This window comes from Paraburkholderia diazotrophica (assembly GCF_900108945.1).
Taxonomy (GTDB): Bacteria; Pseudomonadota; Gammaproteobacteria; order Burkholderiales; family Burkholderiaceae; genus Paraburkholderia; species Paraburkholderia diazotrophica.
Genome location: NZ_FNYE01000037.1, coordinates 16,054 through 37,525, shown reverse-complemented (window position 1 = coordinate 37,525; position 21,472 = coordinate 16,054). Strand labels below are relative to the sequence as shown.

The 21,472-nt window shown below is 63.0% G+C and carries 16 protein-coding genes; 9 read left to right on the top strand and 7 right to left on the bottom strand.

Going from position 1 to position 21,472, the window contains the following annotated elements:
* Positions 1 to 22 precede the first annotated feature (22 nt).
* Positions 23 to 1,297 (bottom strand): serine hydroxymethyltransferase, encoded by a 1,275-nt coding sequence (locus tag BMW76_RS31800; RefSeq protein ID WP_090872454.1) that lies wholly within the window; start codon positions 1,295 to 1,297, stop codon positions 23 to 25.
* Positions 1,298 to 1,834: 537 nt separating this feature from the next.
* On the opposite strand from BMW76_RS31800, the gene BMW76_RS31795 reads away from it, so the two are divergent.
* The 3 genes from BMW76_RS31795 (at position 1,835) to BMW76_RS31785 (ending at position 6,193) form a co-directional block, all read left to right on the top strand.
* Positions 1,835 to 2,851: a GlxA family transcriptional regulator gene (locus tag BMW76_RS31795; protein ID WP_090872452.1), complete on the top strand. Its 1,017-nt coding sequence runs from the start codon at positions 1,835 to 1,837 to the stop codon at positions 2,849 to 2,851.
* 176 nt (positions 2,852 to 3,027) lie between these two features.
* Complete coding sequence (locus BMW76_RS31790) at positions 3,028 to 5,571, top strand: adenosylcobalamin-dependent ribonucleoside-diphosphate reductase (protein WP_090872450.1); 2,544 nt, start codon at positions 3,028 to 3,030, stop codon at positions 5,569 to 5,571.
* An 88-nt stretch (positions 5,572 to 5,659) separates the two neighbouring features.
* A complete protein-coding gene (locus BMW76_RS31785; RefSeq protein WP_090872448.1) occupies positions 5,660 to 6,193 on the top strand; it encodes a hypothetical protein in 534 nt (177 codons plus the stop codon).
* 157 nt (positions 6,194 to 6,350) lie between these two features.
* Here the strand turns inward: BMW76_RS31785 and fdhA are convergent, their stop codons facing one another.
* A complete protein-coding gene (gene fdhA, locus BMW76_RS31780) occupies positions 6,351 to 7,550 on the bottom strand; it encodes a formaldehyde dehydrogenase, glutathione-independent (RefSeq protein ID WP_090872446.1) in 1,200 nt (399 codons plus the stop codon).
* Positions 7,551 to 7,746: 196 nt separating this feature from the next.
* Here fdhA and betI point away from each other — a divergent pair, with 196 nt between their 5' ends.
* The 5 genes from betI (at position 7,747) to BMW76_RS31755 (ending at position 13,706) form a co-directional block, all read left to right on the top strand.
* Positions 7,747 to 8,337 carry a transcriptional regulator BetI gene (gene betI / locus BMW76_RS31775; RefSeq protein ID WP_090872444.1) on the top strand — a complete coding sequence of 197 codons (591 nt, stop codon included), beginning with the start codon at positions 7,747 to 7,749 and terminating at the stop codon, positions 8,335 to 8,337.
* Between the two features lie 50 nt (positions 8,338 to 8,387).
* Positions 8,388 to 9,857 (top strand): betaine-aldehyde dehydrogenase, encoded by a 1,470-nt coding sequence (gene betB, locus BMW76_RS31770; protein WP_090872442.1) that lies wholly within the window; start codon positions 8,388 to 8,390, stop codon positions 9,855 to 9,857.
* Between the two features lie 11 nt (positions 9,858 to 9,868).
* Positions 9,869 to 11,587, top strand: coding sequence for a choline dehydrogenase (gene betA, locus BMW76_RS31765; protein ID WP_090872439.1), 1,719 nt, complete (start codon positions 9,869 to 9,871; stop codon positions 11,585 to 11,587).
* A gap of 156 nt (positions 11,588 to 11,743) precedes the next feature.
* The gene (locus BMW76_RS31760; RefSeq protein WP_090872438.1) at positions 11,744 to 13,198 is read left to right on the top strand and encodes an MFS transporter; all 1,455 of its coding nucleotides are present in this window, start codon (positions 11,744 to 11,746) and stop codon (positions 13,196 to 13,198) included.
* 307 nt (positions 13,199 to 13,505) lie between these two features.
* A complete protein-coding gene (locus BMW76_RS31755; protein ID WP_090872436.1) occupies positions 13,506 to 13,706 on the top strand; it encodes a hypothetical protein in 201 nt (66 codons plus the stop codon).
* Positions 13,707 to 13,772: 66 nt separating this feature from the next.
* Here BMW76_RS31755 and BMW76_RS31750 read toward each other — a convergent pair whose 3' ends face one another.
* The 5 genes from BMW76_RS31750 to BMW76_RS31730 form a co-directional block, all read right to left on the bottom strand.
* The gene (locus BMW76_RS31750; protein WP_090872434.1) at positions 13,773 to 15,005 is read right to left on the bottom strand and encodes a metallophosphoesterase; all 1,233 of its coding nucleotides are present in this window, start codon (positions 15,003 to 15,005) and stop codon (positions 13,773 to 13,775) included.
* A gap of 235 nt (positions 15,006 to 15,240) precedes the next feature.
* A complete protein-coding gene (locus tag BMW76_RS31745; protein ID WP_090872527.1) occupies positions 15,241 to 16,575 on the bottom strand; it encodes a sigma-54-dependent transcriptional regulator in 1,335 nt (444 codons plus the stop codon).
* Positions 16,576 to 17,459: 884 nt separating this feature from the next.
* On the bottom strand, positions 17,460 to 17,807 hold the full coding sequence (locus BMW76_RS31740) for an NIPSNAP family protein (protein ID WP_090872431.1): 348 nt from the start codon (positions 17,805 to 17,807) through the stop codon (positions 17,460 to 17,462).
* Positions 17,804 to 19,525 carry an FAD-dependent oxidoreductase gene (locus BMW76_RS31735; protein WP_090872429.1) on the bottom strand — a complete coding sequence of 574 codons (1,722 nt, stop codon included), beginning with the start codon at positions 19,523 to 19,525 and terminating at the stop codon, positions 17,804 to 17,806. Before BMW76_RS31735 ends, BMW76_RS31740 begins: the two co-directional genes overlap by 4 nt.
* A gap of 35 nt (positions 19,526 to 19,560) precedes the next feature.
* The gene (locus tag BMW76_RS31730; RefSeq protein WP_090872427.1) at positions 19,561 to 20,406 is read right to left on the bottom strand and encodes an SDR family NAD(P)-dependent oxidoreductase; all 846 of its coding nucleotides are present in this window, start codon (positions 20,404 to 20,406) and stop codon (positions 19,561 to 19,563) included.
* Between the two features lie 122 nt (positions 20,407 to 20,528).
* Here BMW76_RS31730 and BMW76_RS31725 point away from each other — a divergent pair, with 122 nt between their 5' ends.
* Positions 20,529 to 21,461, top strand: a complete 933-nt coding sequence (locus BMW76_RS31725; RefSeq protein WP_090872425.1) for a helix-turn-helix domain-containing protein — start codon at positions 20,529 to 20,531, stop codon at positions 21,459 to 21,461.
* Positions 21,462 to 21,472: the final 11 nt, after the last annotated feature.

The window sequence follows — 21,472 nt, the reverse complement described above, 5'->3', positions numbered from 1 at the left end:
GGGACGGCGCGTTTGCGACCGCTCAGTAGATCGGGAAGCGCTCGCACAGCGCGAAGATTTCCTTGCGCACGCGCTGCTCCGTTGCGGCATCGCCATCGGGATGCGAGCGCAGCGCGTCGAACACTTCGAGAATCAGGCGGCCGATATCGCGGAACTCGGCGACGCCGAAGCCGCGCGTCGTGCCCGCCGGCGTGCCGAGGCGAATGCCCGACGTAACCGTCGGCTTTTCCGTATCGAACGGAATGCCGTTCTTGTTGCAGGTGATGCCCGCGCGTTCCAGCGCCTGCTCGACCTGCGTGCCCTTCAAGCCCTTCGGCCGCAGATCGACGAGCAGCAGATGGTTATCGGTGCCGCCCGTCACGAGATCGACGCCGCCTTCCTTGAGCACTTCGCCCAGCGCCTGCGCGTTCGCCAGCACGTTGTCGATATACGTCTTGAAGCTGTCTTCGAGCGCTTCGCCGAATGCGACCGCTTTGCCCGCGATCACGTGCATCAGCGGACCGCCCTGCAGGCCCGGGAACACAGCCGAGTTGATCTTCTTCGCGATCTCTTCGTCGTTGGTGAGGACGAAGCCGCCGCGCGGACCGCGCAGCGTCTTGTGCGTGGTCGACGTGACGACGTGCGCGTGCTCGACAGGATTCGGATGACGGCCCGCCGCGATCACGCCCGCGATGTGCGCCATGTCGACCATCAGCTTCGCGCCGACGCTATCGGCGATCGCACGGAAGCGGGCGAAGTCCAGCACGCGCGGATAAGCGGAGAAGCCCGCGATGATCAGCGACGGCTTGTGCTCGTGCGCAAGCTTTTCGATCTGGTCGTAGTCGATGCGCATCGTCTCGCGATTCACGCCGTACTGAACCGCGTTGAACCACTTGCCCGACAGCGCAGGCTTCGCGCCGTGCGTGAGGTGGCCGCCCGCGTCGAGCGACATGCCGAGGATCGTATCGCCGGGCTTGGCGAGCGCGAGCATCACCGAGCCGTTCGCCTGTGCGCCCGAATGCGGCTGCACGTTGGCGAAGCCTGCGTTGAAGAGCTTCTTGATCCTCTCGATCGCGAGCGCTTCCACTTCATCCACGAATTCGCAACCGCCGTAGTAGCGCTTGCCGGGATAACCTTCTGCGTACTTGTTCGTCAGCACCGAGCCCTGTGCTTCGAGCACCGCGCGCGACACGATGTTTTCCGACGCGATCAGCTCGACCTGCGACTGCTGGCGTTCGAGTTCCTTGAGCACCGACTTGCGCACGGCTGCGTCGCGTTCGGCGAGGGTCTGCGAGAAGAAAGGGTTGGCGTTCGACATGGCGTCCGTTAGAAGTCCGTTGATGACTGGAAAGCGAAAAGAGTTGTGCGAGGCCGACTGTCCAATTCCGCGCTATCCCTTGACTGGACTGGCTTTGCACCACCTCCACCGACGGCTCTATTCTTGTCTTTCGCCCGATTCGTCAATTTACGATTTCAGACGCGTTCTTTACCTTTTCCGCCATACAGGTCCGTTTTGGACAAGTGATCGATCGTGCTAATTGGTCTGGGCAATTCGTCGAATGAACTGGCGATAAAGCCGTGTTGAAGCTGCTTTAAACGTGTCTATTAAATGGTGCAATGCAGCGTTTTATCGTCGGCAAAGCGTGCGAATGGCACCGCGTGCGAGCGCGACAGGCCCGCCAGCAGTGCGGAGCTTGCACAGCGGCAGTGCGGCCGGGCGAATGCACTGCGCAAAAACCGGGTTATAGCCAGGGTTTAGCCGTATGGCATGCTTGTTGCCCTCGATCTCAGAATAGGAAGGCCGAGTTCCCCACCCGGCTGCAATAGAACATCGAGCTGAAGGAACGCCCGAATCATGTCGCCCGATAGAACCGCGTCGTTATCGCACTTCGCGTTCATGCCACTGCCCAACTTCACGATGATCGCCTTCACGAATGCGATCGAAGTACTCCGCATGGCCAACTATCTGAGCGGACAGTCGCTCTACCGGTGGTCGATCATCAGCCCGAACGGCGGCCCGGTCACGGCAAGCAACGGCCTTTCGGTCGATACAGGCCCCGCCGAATGCGTCGGCACGCCCGACATCGTGTTCGTCTGCGGCGGCATCGACGTGCAGCGCGAGACCACGCCCGAACATCTGTCGACGCTGCGCCGCTTCGCGCGTGCGGGCGTCGCATTGGGCAGCCTGTGCACGGGCACGTATGCGCTCGCGAAGTCGGGACTGCTCGCGGGCTATGCGTGCGCGATTCACTGGGAGAACATGTCGGCGCTCAAGGAAGAGTTCCCGGACACGCGCTTCCTGAAAGAACTCTTCGTGATCGACCGCGACCGCGTCACGTGCACGGGCGGTGTCGCGCCGCTCGACATGATGCTGAACCTGATCGCCGCGCGTGTCGGCACGCCGCGCGTCACGCAGATCGCCGAGCAGTTCATCGTCGAGCACGTGCGCGACAACAGTGCTCAACAACGCATGCCGCTCGTCGCGCGGCTCGGCTCGGCGAACAAGTCACTGTTCGAAGTCATCGCGCTGATGGAGAACAACATTGAAGAGCCGTTGTCGCGCGAAGAACTCGCGCGGCTCGCGAACATGTCGCAAAGGCAATTGCAACGGCTCTTCCGCGAGCATCTCGGCATGACGCCGACACATTACTATCTGACCTTGCGTCTGCGCCGCGCGCGCGAACTGCTGCTGCAGACCGACATGTCGATCATGCACATCACGATGGCATGTGGCTTCCAGTCCGCATGCCATTTCAGCAAGAGCTATCGCGACGCGTTCGGCACCGCGCCCACGCGCGAGCGCCGCAAGCAGGTTGCACCGCTCGCTCATCCCGTGATGAACGGCCTCGCGACGCTTCCCGCGCACGCCTGAGCGCGTACTTTCGCCGCAATCAATCCAGCGGGTCTTTGCTCTCGGGCAGGCATAGCGCCTGCTCACGCTTCGTGCCGTTTGCAGCATCCCGTTCGCTGCGCTATGGTGAGGCTCAACGCGGCGCGGCGTCGCGCAGTTCGCGCGCATCGCTGGAGCGCCGCCCTTTGAGGCTGCTCATGGCTGACACCGACAACGAACTCACTCCGCTCGATTCCACCTCCATCGCGCCGCAGCAATTCTCGCTCGACGTGCTGCTCGAAAAGTACGCAAAGGGCGACGAACGCACGGCCGACGATGTGTACGAGCGCGTCGCGCGCGGCGTCGCGATGGCCGAGCCCGAGGCGTTGCGTCCCGTCATCGAGGCCCGCTTCGCCGAGAACCTGAAGAACGGCGCACTCGGCGCGGGCCGCATCATGAGCGCGGCCGGCACGGGCATCGCGGCGACGCTGATCAACTGCTTCGTGCAGCCCGTGGGCGACAGCATCCAGGGCGTCGACGAACAGGGTTTGCCGGGCATTTACGTCGCGTTGCTCCAGGCAGCCGAGACGATGCGGCGCGGCGGCGGCGTCGGCTATAACTTCTCGGCGATCCGGCCGCACGGCGCACGCGTGAAGACGACGAGTTCGTCGGCATCGGGTCCGTGCAGCTACATCGACGTGTTCGACGCGTCGTGCCGCACCGTCGAAAGCGCGGGCTCGCGGCGCGGCGCGCAAATGGCCGTGCTCGACTGCACGCATCCCGATCTGCTCGAGTTCATCGAAGCGAAGCATTCGAAGGGCCGCTGGAACAACTTCAACGTGTCCGTCGCCGTCAGCGACGAGTTCATGCGCGCCGTCGAAAACGACGAGATGTGGCAGCTCGTGCATCGCGCCGAACCGTCGCCTGCGATGCGCGCGGCCAACGACGTGCATCAGCGTGAAGACGGCATGTGGGTCTACAGCGAGCGGCGCGCGAAGGAGATCTTCGATCGCATCATGCGCTCGACTTACGACATCGCGGAGCCCGGCATCGTCTTCATCTCGCGGATGAACGAGGACAACAATCTGCGCGCCGTCGAAACGATCCGCGCGACCAATCCTTGCGGCGAGCAGCCGCTGCCGCCTTATGGCTGCTGCAACCTCGGGCCGCTCAATCTCACGCGCTTCGTGATCGATCCGTTCGCGCAGCGGCACGGCGGCAAGCCATCGTTCGACTGGGACGCGCTCGCCGAACGCACGCGCACCCATGTGCGCTTTCTCGACGACGTGCTCGACGTGACGCTGTGGCCGCTCACGCAGCAATACGACGAGTCGCGTGCGAAGCGGCGTATCGGTGTGGGCTTTACGGGCCTGGGCGATACGCTCGTGATGATGGGCTTGCGCTACAACTCGCAGGAAGGGCGCGACTTCGCAGTGCGCATCGCGCGCCTGATGCGCGACGAAGCGTATCGCGCATCCGTCGAACTCGCGCGCGAGCGCGGCGCGTTTCCGCTCTTCAACGCGAAGCACTATCTGGAAGAAGGCACTTTCGCATCGCGCCTGCCCGACGACGTCAAGGACTCGATCCGCAAGCACGGTATCCGCAACAGCCACCTGCTCTCCATTGCGCCGACGGGCACCGTCAGTCTCGCGTTCGCGGACAACGCATCGAACGGCATCGAGCCCGCGTTTTCGTGGACGTACACGCGCATGAAGGTGATGGCGGACGGCAGCCGCGAGCAGTTCGCCGTCGAAGATCACGCGTACCGTCTTTATCGCGAGCTGGGCGGCGATGTCGGCAATCTGCCCGAGTACTTCGTGAGCGCGCTGGAGATGTCGGCGCGCGACCATCTGGACATGATGGCCGCCGTGCAGCCGTTCATCGACACGTCGATTTCGAAGACGGTCAACGTGCCCGCCGACTACCCGTTCGATGCGTTCGAAACCCTCTATTTCGACGCATGGAAGAGCGGGCTCAAGGGCCTCGCGACGTATCGCCCGAACGAGACGCTGGGCGCCGTGCTGAGCGTGACGGCGGAACCCGCGGCCACGCCCGCCGACGCACTCGCCGAAATCGATCTGGACCCGCTGCGCATTGCCATCGACCATCGCCCCAAGGGCGAGCTGCCCGCGATCATCGAGAAGGTCGAATACCTGACGGCGGCGGGCAAGAAGTCGCTGTATCTGGCCGTGTCGTTCATCGAAGTGACGGGGCGCGTGGGCGGCGAGGAAGTGACGATCGAGCGGCCCATCGAGTTCTTCATTCCCGCCGGCCAACGCGACGAATCGCAGCAATGGATCACGGCGACGATGCGTTCGCTGTCGCTCGCGGCCCGTGGGGGCTTTGTCGCGCGCAATCTGCAGGACCTGCGCAAGGTTTCATGGGATCGCGGCCAGGTGCGGCTCGGCGAAGTACAGCGACTCGACGGCCATCACTCGCCGCGCTGGCACGATTCGGAAGTCGCGGCGCTCGCGTATGCGCTCCAGCAGATCCTGCACCGGCGCGGCTTTCTCGATGCCGAGGGCAATCAGGTGCCGTCGCGTCTGCTCTCACGCTTGCCGCGCGGCCAGTCGAACCCGAATGCGTCGAGTGCCGACAACACGCTGTCGTCCATCGAAGAGGGATCGGCGGAAGAGCGCAGCGTTCAGGCACTCCATACGATGCACGGCCGCAAATGCGGCAATTGCGGCGCAAACGCGGTGATCCGCAAGGACGGTTGCGACTTCTGCACGGCGTGCGGTGAAATCGGCGCGTGCGGCTAGCCGAAAAGAAGGGGCGAACCGAAAAGGCATCGAAAGAACTAAAATGTAGTATCAATGTTTTGACAGGCAAGGCTTCTGCCGAGCCAGGATGATCCGCAGTGTGATCATTTCCGTTGTTTGTTGGGTCCCCTCCGCGACGCGCCGCAATGCCCGCAACTGGATTGCGGGCGCGTCGCTTCTTCTGGTCAGCGGCGCGTTATTCGCCAAAGCCGTCGCCGCTGATCACGCCCGTTTATTGCCCGAAAGAGAACCCACATCGATTCTTTTTTATTCGTATCCGCAGATTCCGGCGACGGCTTATGCGCCGCAACGGCGTTTGCATCGATACGTCGTCACAAGTCCGTTGCATATGGGCACTGCGGCTTACGGGCTCTATAACCGGTACAGCATCGCGCCGGATTACGGGCGCTTGCGCTTTGGACAGGGCCTGTCAAAGCTCGACGGCCTACAGGCGGGCGAGGCGCCGGGTTCGCCTGTCTATGGACTCACTCCCGATCCTCAAAACGGCTCATCAGGTTCATCGACAGCCAGCGACGAATGGAGCTTCAGGGCCAATCCGCTTTTGAACCTCAATCACTCACACGAGAGAGGCGCGACATTTTCCATTCGACATGACTTTTGACTTCAATCGAAGGCAATTGAAGTCGGCGCGCACAAGGCAAAAAAAAGCTGCGTTCCCTGTAAAAGGAAAACGCAGCATCGTCCAAAACGGGACAGAGGAGACTTCGATCTGATACCCGCTCGTTGCAGGCGCACACGCCTGCACGAACGCGCCTACATTAAGCGGCCTTCAGCAAACCATGCGGATCGATGACGAACTTGCGCGGCGCGCCGCCATCGAACTTGCGATAACCCTCGGGGGCCTCGTCCAGCGACACCACCGTCACGTTGACGATGTCCGCGATGGGCAGGCGGTCAAACAGAATCGCCTGCATCAGGTTGCGGTTGTACTTCATCACGGGCGTCTGTCCCGTGTGGAACGAATGCGACTTCGCCCAGCCGAGGCCGAAGCGGATGCTCAGGCTGCCCTTGCGCGCGGCGGCATCGACGGCGCCCGGATCGTCCGTGACGTACAGACCCGGAATGCCGATCGCGCCCGCCGGCTTCGTGATATCCATCAGCGAGTTGAGCACCGTTGCGGGCGCCTCTTCACGCGAGCCGCTGGTGCCGTGGCCGTGCGCCTCGAAGCCCACGCAGTCCACGGCACAATCCACTTCGGGCTTGCCGAGAATCTGCGCGATCTGCTCGCCGAGCGTTGCGTCCTTCGACAGATTCACCGTTTCGAAGCCGACGGCGCGCGCGTGCGCGAGCCGCTCTTCGTTCATGTCGCCGACAATCGTGCACGCCGCGCCCAGGATGCGCGCCGATGCAGCCGCCGCCATGCCGACAGGGCCCGCGCCCGCGATATACACCGTCGAGCCCGGCTTCACGCCCGCCATCACGGCGCCGTGATAGCCCGTCGGCAGAATATCCGACAGACACGTGAGGTCGCGGATCTTTTCCATCGCGCGATCGCGATCGGGAAACTTCAGCAGATTGAAGTCCGCATACGGCACCATCACGTATTCGGCCTGCCCGCCGATCCAGCCGCCCATATCGACGTAACCGTATGCGCCGCCTGCGCGCGACGGGTTCACGTTCAGGCACACGCCCGTATGCTGCTCCTTGCAGGTCTGACAACGGCCGCACGCGACGTTGAAGGGCACGGAGACGAGATCGCCGATCTTCAGCGTCTCGACATCGCGGCCTACTTCGATCACTTCGCCCGTGATTTCATGCCCTAAAACAAGGCCTATTTCGGCCGTCGTGCGGCCGCGCACCATGTGCTGGTCGGAGCCGCAAATATTCGTCGATACCACCTTGAGGATCACGCCGTGACCGATCGCGCGTCCGCGCGGATCGACCATTTTCGGGTAATCGATCGGTCGTACTTCTACCTTGCCCTGCCCCAGATACACGACACCGCGATTGCTGCTCATCGTCTCGTCTCCATGTTGGTCTGAATGCGCAAATGGCGCTGATTCGAGGTTAGTCCCTTTGCCCCGTCCACCAATGTTCAAAACGCGACACGTGTTTTCCTCAAACCGACAAAGCCGGATTGCCCCGTTTTTGTTGATTGAACGTTCAATAAAAAAAGACTAGAGTGACGACTTTCGGCAAGCCTCGCGAGACACCATGCCCAAAGTCGGAATGCGCGAAGTGCGTCGCGCGCAGCTGATCGACGCCACGCTGCTCACGATCGACCACGCCGGTCTGTCGGGCACGACGCTCGCGTCCGTCGCGCAGCGCGCGAATATCTCGACGGGCATCGTGAGCCACTATTTCGGCGACAAGGACGGCCTGCTCGAAGCCACGATGCGTCATATCCTGCGCGACCTGTGGGCCGCCACGACGCGCCGCCGTATCGCCGCGAAGGCGCAGCCGCGCGCGCGTTTGCGCGCAATCGTCGCGGCGAATTTCGACGTATCGCAAGTGAGCGGGCCCGTGATGAAGACGTGGCTCGCGTTCTGGACCGAGAGCATGCACGAGCCCGCGCTGCGCCGCTTGCAGCGCGTGAACACGCGCCGCCTCTATTCGAACCTGTGCGCGGAGTTCGCGAAGGAGTTGCCGCGCGCGTCCGCGCGGCGCGCCGCCAGCGGCCTCGCGGCGATGATCGACGGGCTGTGGCTGCGCGGCGCGTTGTCGGGCGATCCGTTCGACACGAAAGCCGCGCTGCGTCTCGCCAACGACTACATCGACCTGCTGCTCGCGCGCAACGGCTCATAAGGCGCACACACCGCTGCGCCACGCATACCCGCATTTCAAGGAGAAACCCGATGCCCGTCTACGGCCTGCAACGTCTCTACATCGGCGGCGAATATGTCGACGCCACGAGCGGCGTCACCTTCGACACGTTCGATCCCGCCACGAGCGAAACACTCGCGACCGTCCAGCAAGCAAGTGACGCCGACATCGAGCGCGCCGTACAATCCGCGCGCGAAGGCCAGCGCGCGTGGGCCACGATGACGGCGATGCAGCGCTCACGCATCCTGCGCCGCGCGGTCGAACTGCTGCGTGAGCGCAACGACGAACTCGCCGAACTCGAAATGCGCGATACGGGCAAGCCGATCGCGGAAACACGCGCGGTCGACATCGTCACGGGCGCGGACGTGATCGAGTACTACGCGGGCCTCGCCACAGCCATCGAAGGTCAGCAGATTCCGCTGCGCGCCGAATCGTTCGTCTATACGCGGCGCGAACCGCTCGGCGTCACGGCGGGCATCGGCGCATGGAACTATCCGATCCAGATCGCGTGCTGGAAGTCCGCGCCGGCGCTCGCGGCCGGCAACGCGATGATCTTCAAGCCGAGCGAGGTCACGCCGCTGTCCGCGTCGAAGCTCGCGGAAATCTATCTGGAAGCGGGCGTGCCGGCCGGCGTGTTCAACGTCGTGCAGGGCGACGGACGCGTCGGCGCGATGCTGGCCGCGCATCCGGGCATCGCAAAGATTTCATTTACGGGCGGCGTCGAGACAGGCAAGAAAGTGATGTCGATGGCAGGCGCTTCGTCGCTGAAGGAAGTGACGATGGAACTCGGCGGCAAGTCGCCGCTGATCGTCTTCGACGATGCCGATCTCGACCGCGCCGCCGATATCGCCGTGACGGCCAACTTCTTCAGCGCGGGACAGGTGTGCACGAACGGCACGCGCGTGTTCGTGCATCGTTCGGTGCAGCAGGTGTTCGAAGAGCGCGTGATCGAACGCGTGAAGCGTATTCGCATCGGCAAGCCGTCGGACCCGTCGACCAATTTCGGGCCGCTCGCGAGCGCCGCGCAACTGGACAAGGTGCTCGGCTACATCGAGAGCGGCAAGAACGAAGGCGCGCGGCTCGTGCTGGGCGGCGCGCGCATCATGGACGGCGATTACCCGCGCGGCCAGTATGTGCAGCCGACCGTGTTCTCGGACTGCCGCGACGACATGAAGATCGTGCGCGAAGAAATCTTCGGCCCTGTGATGAGCATTCTGAGTTTCGCCGACGAGGACGATGTGATCGCGCGCGCGAACGACACGATCTACGGTCTCGCAGCGGGCGTCGTCACCGAGAGCCTGTCGCGTGCGCATCGCGTGATTCATCGGCTCGAAGCAGGCATCTGCTGGATCAACACGTGGGGCGAGTCGCCCGCCGAAATGCCCGTGGGCGGCTACAAGCAATCGGGCGTGGGCCGCGAGAACGGCATCACCACACTCGAGCACTACACGCGCATCAAGTCCATCCAGGTCGAACTGGGCCCTTATCAGCCCGTGTTTTGAGGGAGCGCAGCATGGCAGCGAAAGAGTACGACTACATCATCATCGGCGCGGGATCGGCGGGCAACGTGCTCGCGACGCGGCTGACGGAAGACCGCGACGTGACCGTGCTGCTGCTCGAAGCGGGCGGCCCCGACTATCGCTTCGACTTTCGCACGCAGATGCCTGCCGCGCTCGCGTATCCGTTGCAGGGGCGCCGCTATAACTGGGCCTATGAAACGGACCCCGAGCCGTTCATGAACAATCGACGCATGGAATGCGGACGCGGCAAAGGGCTGGGCGGCTCGTCGCTGATCAACGGCATGTGCTATATCCGCGGCAATGCGCTCGACTACGACGGCTGGGCCGAACGAAAAGGCCTTGAAAACTGGACCTATCTGGATTGTCTGCCGTATTTCCGCAAGGCCGAGACGCGCGATATCGGCGCGAACGACTACCACGGCGGCGACGGCCCCGTGCATGTGACGACCAGCAAGCCCGGCGTGAATCCCCTCTTCGAAGCGATGGTCGAAGCGGGCGTGCAGGCCGGCTATCCGCGCACCGACGATCTTAACGGCTACCGGCAGGAAGGCTTTGGCCCGATGGACCGCACGGTGACGGCCAACGGCCGCCGCGCCAGCACTGCGCGCGGCTACCTGGATCAGGCGAAGCAGCGCGCGAATCTCACGATCGTCACGCACGCAACCACCGATCGCATTCTGTTCAGCGGCAAGCGCGCGCAAGGTGCCGTGTATCTGGACGGCCAGGCGCAGATCACCGTGCATGCGCGCCGCGAAGTGCTGCTCTGTAGCGGCGCGATTGCGTCGCCGCAGATCCTGCAACGCTCGGGCATCGGCCCCGGCGCGTGGCTGCGCGAATTCGACATTCCCGTCGTGCTCGATTTGCCCGGCGTGGGCCAGAACTTGCAGGATCACCTCGAGATGTACATGCAGTACGAGTGCAAAGAGCCCGTGTCGCTCTATCCCGCGCTGCTGCTGCGCAATCAGCCCGCTATCGGCATCGAATGGATGCTGAAGGGCACAGGCATCGGCGCGAGCAATCATTTCGAAGCGGGCGGCTTCATTCGCACGCGCGACGACGATCCGTGGCCGAATATCCAGTATCACTTCCTGCCCGTCGCGATCAACTACAACGGCACGAACGCGATCAAGATGCACGGCTTCCAGGCGCACGTCGGCTCGATGCGTTCGCCGAGCCGTGGCCGCGTGAAGCTGCGCTCGCGCGATCCGCGCGAGCATCCGTCGATTCTCTTCAACTACATGGCGGAAGCGCTCGATTGGCGCGAGTTCCGCGACGCGATCCGCATCACGCGCGAGATCATCGCGCAACCCGCGCTCGACCGCTTTCGCGGCCGCGAGCTGAGCCCCGGCGCGGAGCTGCAAACCGATGCGCAGATCGACGCGTTTGTGCGCGCACGCGCGGAAACTGCGTACCATCCGTCGTGTTCGTGCGCGATGGGCTACGACGACATGGCCGTCGTCGATAGCGAAGGACGCGTGCATGGTCTCGAAGGGCTGCGCGTCGTCGATGCATCGATCATGCCGCGCATCACGACGGGCAACCTGAATGCGCCCACCATCATGCTCGCCGAAAAAATCGCCGATCGCATTCGCGGACGCAAGCCGCTCGCGCGCTCGACTGCGCCCTACTATGTGGCGAACGGCGCACCAGCGCGTGGCGCGAATATCGTTGCACATGCACACGCACGGAGCACGGCGACGCATTCGATTTGACAGGCATTCACTGGCCGTGTGCGTCATCCGCCGATGACGCACACGTTCCACTGCAATGCCGAATCTGTTCTATATGACGGATTAATGGCGGCGTCTACTGGAACGGACCGGAGCAACAGAACAACCGGCCTATTCCTTCATCCATTCGAGGATGCCATGCCGACCAACGCTTCTTCATCCGTCTCTTCGTCCACTGCTTCGTCCAGGAAACGGGCCAGCGCCGCCGCGCGTCTCGAACGCCTGCCTTTCTCGGGCTATCACCGCACCATCTTCATCATCATCGCTATCGCGTTCTTTTTCGACTCGGTCGATCTGGGCACGATGACCTTCGTGCTCGGCTCGATCAAGACCGAGTTCGGCCTGTCGAGCGCGACGGCCGGCCTCGTCGCCAGCGCGAGCTTCTTCGGCATGGTGCTGGGCGCCGCCGTCGCGGGCCTGTTCGCCGATCGCTTCGGGCGCCGGCCCGTTTTTCAATGGAGCATGGTGCTGTGGGGCGTCGCGTCGTATCTGTGCTCGACGGCGCAAAGCGTCGACGCGTTGATCGTGTATCGCGTGCTGCTCGGTATCGGCATGGGGATGGAGTTTCCGATCGCGCAAACGCTCCTCTCCGAGTTCGTGCCGACAGCGTCGCGCGGACGTCTCGTCGCGTTGATGGACGGCTTCTGGCCGTTGGGCTTCATCACGGCTGGCTGCGTGTCGTTTCTGGTGCTGCCGCAATTCGGCTGGCGCACGGTGTTTGCGTTGCTCGCGATTCCCGCTGTCTTCGTGCTGATCGTGCGCCGCATCGTGCCCGAGTCGCCGCGCTGGCTCGAACATCGCGGACGCGACGCGCAAGCCGATGCCGTGCTCGAACAGATCGAAGCAAAGGTGATGAAGTCGAAAGGCATCCGCTCGCTGCCCGCGCCATCGATGCTCGCCGATCCCACCCCGCGTTCGAAACACGGCGCGTTTCGCGAGATCTGGAGCGCCGCGTACCGTCAGCGCACGATCATGGTGTGGGCGCTATGGTTCTTCGCGTTGCTCGGCTTCTACGGCCTCACGTCGTGGCTCGGCGCATTGATGCAGCAGGCGGGTTTCGCCGTGACGAAATCGGTGCTCTATACGGTGCTCATTTCGCTCGGCGGCGTGCCGGGCTTTCTGTGCGCCGCATGGCTCGTCGAACGCTGGGGCCGCAAGCCGACCTGTATCGCGTCGCTGGCGGGCGGCGGCATCATGGCCTATCTGTACGGACAGACAGCGCTGCACGCGGATAGCGTGACGCTGCTGATCTGCACGGGCCTCGCGATGCAGTTCTTCCTGTTCGGCATGTGGGCCGCGCTCTACACCTACACGCCCGAGTTGTACGGCACAGGCGCGCGGGCCACGGGTTCGGGCTTCGCGTCGGCGATCGGCCGTGTCGGCTCGCTGATCGGCCCCTATGCGGTCGGCGTCGTGCTGCCCATTTTCGGACAAGGCGGCGTGTTTACGCTCGGCGCGCTGTCGTTCGGTGTCGCGGCGCTCGCGGTTTGGGCGATGGGCATCGAGACCAAGGGCCTGTCGCTTGAAACGCTCGTGTCGAAAGTCGATGACGACGCAGCAGAGTACCGCGTCGCCGTCGACGACGCCCGCTGATCGCAAGCCACGCATCGCCGCATCGCCGCGCCGCATCGCCGCGCCGTAACGCTCACGTATCGTCGATCGTCGGCGTGCTTTCCGTTTGCTGTATCGGGCTTACCCGCGCGTAAGCCTGTTACAGCCGTGCGCCATCTGCCGAGCCGCATTCCGCGCATGATCGCGCGTGCACGGGCAAGCCGCGTCCATTCACGATCGTCAAACCTGTAACAGCGTAACGTCACGAAAGACATCCGTAGTCAAACTGTAGCGGCGTCCGGTTAGCATGTGCGGGACTGATCGCTCACCCGACTATGGAGGTGTCCCGATGTTGAGCCCTCACGAAATCGCGACGCTCATGCTGGTGAACAGCAATGAACACCGTCTCGAATCGCTCGACCCCGACGTGCTCGCTTTGCGTCATTACGAACTCGTCGAAGTGCGTGATCGCGGCGGCGCGGCAGCATTGCAGATCAGCGCACGCGGCCGCGATCTGCTCAAGCGTCTCGGGATGGATGCGGCGCGCTGAATGCCGTCGACCGCGGCCGACGTCACACTCGCACGGCGGCACGCGGTCTGGTGTCACGGCATCGGGCTACCGCCGATGGGGGTTGGAGGTATCGGCAGTTGAATGCCCGTCGTTCACGAAGCTGTGCAGGCTCATGCGCACGGTGATGTGCATGCCTTGCGATGCAAACGACGTCAACGGCTCCTGTTTGGGCTGAGATTCGGGCGCGAGTTGCGGCGCGTCGTCCGCAATCTCCTGCTCGATGACAGGACTTGCAGCGGCCGTCGTCGCGGGACTGTGCGTGGCAGCGGCGCGCTCTGTCATCACGGGCGGCTCATCCACCACAGGTGCTGCTTCAGCCACAGTTTTTTCGGCCACCGGCTCGGGTGCGAAACCAGGATTGCGTCGAATCAAACGCTCCGACATCTCCGACTCATGAAGCGTTGGTTCCTCATGAGCAGGCTCCTCACGAGCCGGTTGCCGATGCACGGGCTGTCGTCGGACAGGCTCTGATGCACCAACGGACGAACGGTCGAACACTTCGACCCACTGCGGCACATCCGCGAGATCCAGGATCGTGAGCTTGCCGCCATATACGGCGCCCGTGTCGATATTGATCACGTTGTCTTTCGCGGTGACGCCGGACACAGGCGTATGGCCGACGATCACGGCCGTCACGTTGTCGACGTGGCCCGTTGCATGCACATGCGAGCGCACGCTGCGCTTCGCCCTGTCGAGCAGCCCTCGCAATGTGTTGCGCGAAGGCTCGGAATGCGGCTGATACGTCTTCCAGCGTGTGCGCGCCCAGATGGCCTTGCGGCGCATCGTGCCGTTGGGCGACTCGCGTTCGATTTCACGCACGAACGTCGCCCAGTCCGACGCGGGCGAATCCGCGTGCACGATGCCAATGAGTCCGTGTTCCGTTTCGATCTCGATCACGTAGGGCAGCGACGCCATATAGCCGGCGATGTGATCGACCCAGTCCATATCCTCGGCGCGATCGAGCAGCCAGTTCGCGCCGTTGCCCAGCAGCGAGAGCGCCTGCTCTTCGCCGTGATGCCAGCGCACGATGACATCTTCGTGATTGCCCTTGACGGACTTGATGCGATAGCGCTCGACGGCTTCCAGCACGCAATCGGATTCCGGCCCCCGGTCGACGAGATCGCCGACGGCGAACAACCGGTCTCGCCGCGGATCGAAATGGCGAGCTTCGAGTTCGGCGCGCAATTGCCCGAAGCAGCCGTGAATGTCGCCCACGACGAAGTCACGACCTGAGTCATTACGCGGATAACGGATAACGGCGCGATAGGGCTCTTTCATGGCTCACAGTGAACGAAATAACGACAAACTACAATGGTGAATTCCGCAAAAAAGCGGCATCAAAATCAGCAAAGAATTCCTTTTGAAAGTGACGGCAAAGAGCGCCGCTACGCGCGAGCGGCATCGATAACAACAAGCATAGCGCGTGGAAATGTCGCCAGGTGCTACACAAAAATGGATTGTGTAACTGTTGGTGAAGCGCAGTTCAACTGCGCACAAGCGGTTTCGCTTCGGCTTACGCGGAATCCGCCCGTAGCACGGCGTCCGTCGGCGCGACCCGCTTGTAGTCTGACGCGAGCATCCGCGAGAGCAGGACTTTCGAAATGTGCAGCTCTGTCGCGGCCGCATCGAGCCGGCCCTGGTTGCGCGCCACTGCGAGTTCGACGGCGGCCCATTCGGGAACCTCGTCGGTCTCGTCGCCTGGCCTCAGCAACGGGCCCTGCGCGACCTTGTCGAAACCCAGATCCGCAGCCGATATCAACTTGCCTCTGCCGACGACGATCGCGCGCCGGACGCGGTTGATCAGCTCCTGCACGTTGCCGGGCCATGTGTGCGTGTCGAGCGCTTCCCATGCGCAGACGGAAAAACCTTGCACGCCATGACGCGAATCGGAGCGAAAGCTTATCAGCAGCCAGGATGCGAGCAGGCGAATATCGGCGCCGCGATCGCGCAGCGCCGGAAGCGTGATCGTATTCCCAGCGAACAACGCGACAAGGCGCGGATGCAGACGATGTTCTTCCGTCGCGCGTTGCAAGTCGAAATGTGTCGAGCAGATGATGCGCACATTGCGCGGCCCACTGTCGAGCAGATCTACGAGACGTTGTTGCGCCGCAAGCGGCAGTTCGCAGATGCCGTCGATATACAGTGAGCCGCCCTCCGCCATTTCCAGGCGGGATCGCCGATTGCCCCCTTCGACTTTGCTCTCCCCGTCGCCAAATAGTTCTGCCGCGAGCCGCTCGGGCGCGTAGGCCGCGCAATGGATCGATACCCACGGTCTATCGCGGCGCACGGAACCCGAATGGATCGCCGTTGCCGTCATCGTCTTGCCGCTCCCCGATTCGCCAACGATCATCACGGGCCGCTCGTGCTCGCACGCGCGCCGGATCGCTGCACGCACATCCGTCATCGCAGCACACGCGCCGATCATCGCGGGCGAGTCGTCGTCCGTGCTCTTGCGCTCGTCGCCGTGGCCCGTCGACGTTTCATACACGCGATCGATGGTCTGTGCGATCAGTTCGGCGGCAGCGGGCAGCGTGATGTAGCTCACGCAGCGTGTGCGCACGATCCGGCGTATTTCCGGATCGTTCAGGTGCGCCTTGGTCACGACGGCCACCCAGCTGATTTCAGCACTCGCTTTTGTCAGTACGTCGACTTCGTTCAGATCATCGGGAATGGTCAGCGACGAGAACTCGATCAAACCGGCAGCCCGATCATCGGCAAGCAACGCAGCGCCTTGCCTCTCGCGAACATCGATGCAGCGGATACGCCATAACTCCGACGGCAGATTGCCGTCGAGGCACGCCAGTTCAGGGTTGCACACGTGATAGAGCCGCTTTAGCTTGAGGTCCATGATGTAATCGGTTTTCCCGCCTCGATTGATCGACATGCACCGACAGCATTACGTCTCCGGGAATTCGTTCGCGATCGGTTACTCAAAAACTAACGGAATCGCGACCCGTTATGCATCAACGGTTGTTACTGTTTGAAAACGTCGAATCGCGACTACACGTTGGCGATTTTGAGCGCCCTACGCGCGCGGTCCGCGCGCAAACGCACGTTTCCAAAGAAGAAAAAAGTTTCACGGCAAGGATCGCGCGGAGGCGTTAGCCGACCTCCAGTAACGATCCTTTACATTAAGACACGATTGACTGTGGCGGGCGGGACACAGCCTCAGAAGGCCGTGTATGGGGCGAGGAAGTTCTTCCTCATTCGATTGTCGGGTAGCGAGAAAAGTACTGGAGGTGGCGCGCGATGTGCAGTTAGGGTCGGTAATTCCGAATCGGTCGAGTCGAAAAGTAACATGCTTACCAGATGAAACGCACAATTTGCCGAGCAATTTTAGCGCGCAAAACTTAAGAGACGCTGATGCGGCGAAATCGACCGTGCACTCTGAGATGAAGAATGTCAGAGTTGCGACCAGGGCATACGGTTCTTTTATTGTGCGCGCAGTTCCGCATGTCGATGACGGCGCACGTCTTGAACGTGATGCTGTCGCCAGGTGCTGAACGAATCGCGTCGCGGTTAAGCAGGCCTTCAGGAGCCGCGCGGGACAATGGCGATTCTCTCGGGTTCTGGCAATGGCCCTCGGAATGGCCAGAATCCCTTCGGGCCGGCCCTCATGGCACCATGTGGGGCCGGCCTTTTTTCGGCAGAGACACGGGAGTTCCCATCAGCACTGGACCGACGCGATCCGACGACGCCTGTCGACTAATAGCAAAACTCTCGAGCATCGGCTTACTCTGCGACACTAGCCAGCGCGGCGGCACGAATGAGCCGCGTCTCCTGTGCCGTGATCAGATGGCCCGATGCCTTGAGATAAGCCGGGAAATCCGGATGCGTATCGCGTGCAAGGCACCGTCGTTCATAGTCTGCCAGATCGTCATATCCCCATAGGTGGGTGAACTGGTTCTGCGCGCCGACCAGACTTGTCCAAAAGCCGAGCGGATGTCCAAGCGTCTCGAGCAGGATCGGCATCGCGAGCCTGTCAAACACCTCGATAAACTCGGGCATCTTGCGCAGCGCGATCGTGTAGACCCGGAAATCCACGAGGGGCTTTGCCAGATACATTGGGTGTGTCCTCATGCTTCTACCTTCTCCTTGCAGGTCATCGCCTTGGTGGCGATGGCGTTACCGGTGACATAGCCGAAAGTCATGTTGGGCCCATGGGTGATACCAGCGCCCGGATAGTTGCCGCCCATCACGCTGCGCCGGTCATTGCCGACCGCATAAAGACCCTCGATCTGGCTGCCGTCGGCGCGCAGCACCTCGCCGGTGACGCCAGTCCTGAGGCCGTCGAACGTGCCCAGATCGCCCATCACCACCTTCACCGCATAGAAGGGGCCCGTCGCGATCGGCGCAACGCAAGGATTGGGCTTGTTGTCCGGATCGCCGAGATAACGGTTGAACGATGTGCGACCGCGATGGAACGCCGGATCTTCTCCGCGCTCGGCATCCAGGTTGTACGCACAGACCGTCATCTCGAGCGCATCAGGAGCAATCCCGCAATTGCGCGCCAGCTCGCGGATCGTCTCGCCCTTGATGAGGTAGCCTTTACGTAGCAACGGACCCACCGGCATCGGCGCGGGCTTGGCATAGCCCAGTCCATACTTGCCCAGCGCGACCTTGTCGCAGATCAGCCACATCGCCGTCTCCCGCTCACCCTCGCAGGCACGGATCAGCGCCGCGCCAACATCGTGGTAGGAGTTCGATTCATTGGTGAAGCGCCGACCGCTCCGCACCACGCCGATCACGCCGGGCTTATACCGGTCAAGCAGATGCGGGAATACGCCTGTGCGGCCCTTGCCGAAGGGCACCTTCGAGACAGGCATCCAGGCCGACGCATCGGGGAAGCCGAGCTTCACGGCACCCCCCACCTTCTCCGCCATGGTCAGCCCGTCGCCCGTATTGCCAACGGGCGTGGGCGAGAGATGCTCACCCCCACGCTTCACATGCGGATAGACCTGTGCGATGCGCTTGAGATCATGCGGGAAGCCGCCGCAAGCCAGCACGACGCCGTGCCTGGCGGTGATCCGAAGGTCACCGTCCGCTGCGGTCGCGCGCACACCGACCACCTTGCCGTGCTCGCACAGCAGCTCCTTCACGGGCGTCGAGGTGACGATCGGAATGTCGATCGCCAGCGCCGACTTCGCGAGCCTCGCGGCGAGCGCGTTGCCGCTCGTAACGTTGATCCCCCGCCTGTAAAGCGCCAACTCCTTGATGTGCGTCGCCAGACGCCGGACCACATAGAGAAACGAAACAATGGACCTGGTCGCGCGGAAGAAGTGCTTGAGGTCCGCGTTCGAGGAATTGAACATCATTCCCATGAAGGTAATCGTCTCGAGCGGCGGCTTGAGACGTTGCATGTCCTTGCCGAGCCCGCGAATGTCATAGGGCGCCGCGAGGATCGAGCGGCCGATGTCGACGCCGCCGGGCGCATCCGGGTGATAGTCCGGATAAAGCGTGGGCACGAACTTCATCTCGGTCTCACGCTCGAAGAACTCGACCATTTTCGGCCCGTTCTCGATAAAGCATTGGACCGCGGCGGCATCGTAGTTGTTGCCCGTCTCGCTCATCATGTATTCGCGCACGCGCTCGACGGTGTCAGCCGGGTTCTGCTGTCGGCCATACTTGCTCAGCGGAATCCACAAGACCCCGCCCGACAGCGCGGTGGTACCACCGAACACGGGCTCCTTTTCGAGCACGATGACATCGAGGCCGCGCTTGCGTGCAGTGATCGCGGTGGCGAGACCCGCAGCACCCGATCCGACCACGACCAGATCACAAGTGATCTCATTGGCCATATCCAAGTCTCCTTGTCGTTATGGTGTGATGGCGTTCACGCGGCCCGCGTGGCGTTGAAACCGGGGCGCGGAACCATGTCCATCAGCATGCAATCGAGCCCGCCGTCGACAAGCACTTCCGCGCCATTGACGTAGGCAGCCAGGTCAGAGGCGAGGAACAGGGCCGGACCGGCGAGGTCCTCGGGCTCGCCGATGCGGCGGCTCGCGGTGGCGGCGGCGCGGCGAGCCTCGAAGCCGGGCTCCTCGTAGAACTTCGCGGACAGCGCAGTGCGGATCATGCCGGGCAGCACGCAGTTGCTGCGCACTCCCCGCGGGCCCCACTCCGCCGCCAACTGCCGCGAGAGCAGCAGCACGCCCGCCTTGCTCGGGCTATAGGAACCGCTATTGGTCTGCGGACTGAGCGCCGCAATCGAGGCAACGTGGACGATACTGCCCTTGCCCGCCGCCAGCATGTCGCGCCCGAAAGCGCGCGCACACAGAAGATAGCCGGTCAGGTTCACGGCGATGGCCTGGTTCCAGTCGTCGATCGAGACCGTCTCGAGAGATCCGGCGCGCAGAAGCCCTGCATTGTTGACGAGCACGCTGGCCGGCCCGAGTGCTGCGCGAACCTCGCCGGCAGCGGCGGCAACCGAGGCTTCGTCCGACACGTCGCAGCCCATCGCCTGCGCCACCGCGCCGGCCTTCCGAAGTTCGGCGGCGACAGCTTCAGCGCCGGCAAGATTCCGATCCACGAGGGCCACATGTGCTCCGACATTGGCGAAGGCGCGTGCGATGCCGGCACCAATGCCACTGCCCGCACCCGTGACCACGCAGACCTTTCCGTCCAGGTTCAGCCCGTATGGCGTCGATGCAGCTGCACGGTTTTCAAGTTCCTGTCCCATGTCGTTAACTCTCCTAAGATTGCTCATGTGATTAGCTTCCTGAATTTGTATCGCCATTGAACGCCTCAAGCGCCTGTGGAACAATGGACAGAGATCACATAGAGCAGGACATAACGTGCATCATGGCCAATGACCAACAGCGCCGCCGGACCGTGCTGCATTTCGCGCTCTATGGCGCGGAAGCCGACCAATCGTGGGTCGACATGGTGCATTACGAACGCATTCCCCTGCGTGCCGGCCGTTTCGACTTCGACATCAAGCCGCACGTCCACGATGCGCTGATCCAGGTGCTCTACGTCACCGCGGGGGGCGGCGAGACTTTCATCGACGGCAAGAGCTGGGCAGTCGAAGCGCCATGTCTGATCGTCGTGCCCGCGCGCTCGGTCCACGGCTTTCACTTCCGGAGCGACATCGACGGACACGTCATCACGGCCGCGCAGTCCGCGCTGGAATCGCTGGCGATGACGGCCGCGCCCGAGCTGCTGGAATTCATCCGCACGCCGATGGTGCTGTCGGTCGATCCCGACGTCGAACGCGGCACACCTCTGGATATCCTCTTTCAGTCGATCGGGCACGAGGCGGAGAGCCACGAGCGCTGGCAGTTCACAGCAGGCGCAGCGCTGACGATCGCCCTGTTCGTCAAGATCGGGCGCCTCAGCGAGAGCGCCCGGCTTTCCGCCAGTTCCGAGCAGCGCACAATGGCCGCTCGGATCGAGCGGTTCCGCGCCCTGCTCGACCGGCATTGCCGCGAGCGGCGGCCGGTCGCCAGCTATGCCGACGAGATGGGCGTCACGACCGGCCAGCTCTCCCGCATCTGCCGTGCCGCCTTCGGGGTCCCGGCAATCGAGGCGATCGATGCACGCTCGATCCATGAGGCCAAGCGGCTGCTCGGCTATTCGACGCTCAGCGTGAAGCAGATCGCCAGTGAACTGGGCTTTCAGGACGAGGCTTATTTCGGTCGTTTCTTCCGCAAGCAGACAGGACTCCGGCCAACCGAATACCGCTCTGCGGCCCACGATCGATCCTTGCTGCCTGAAAACGGGAGAGCAGGCTGACTCGACGTCGC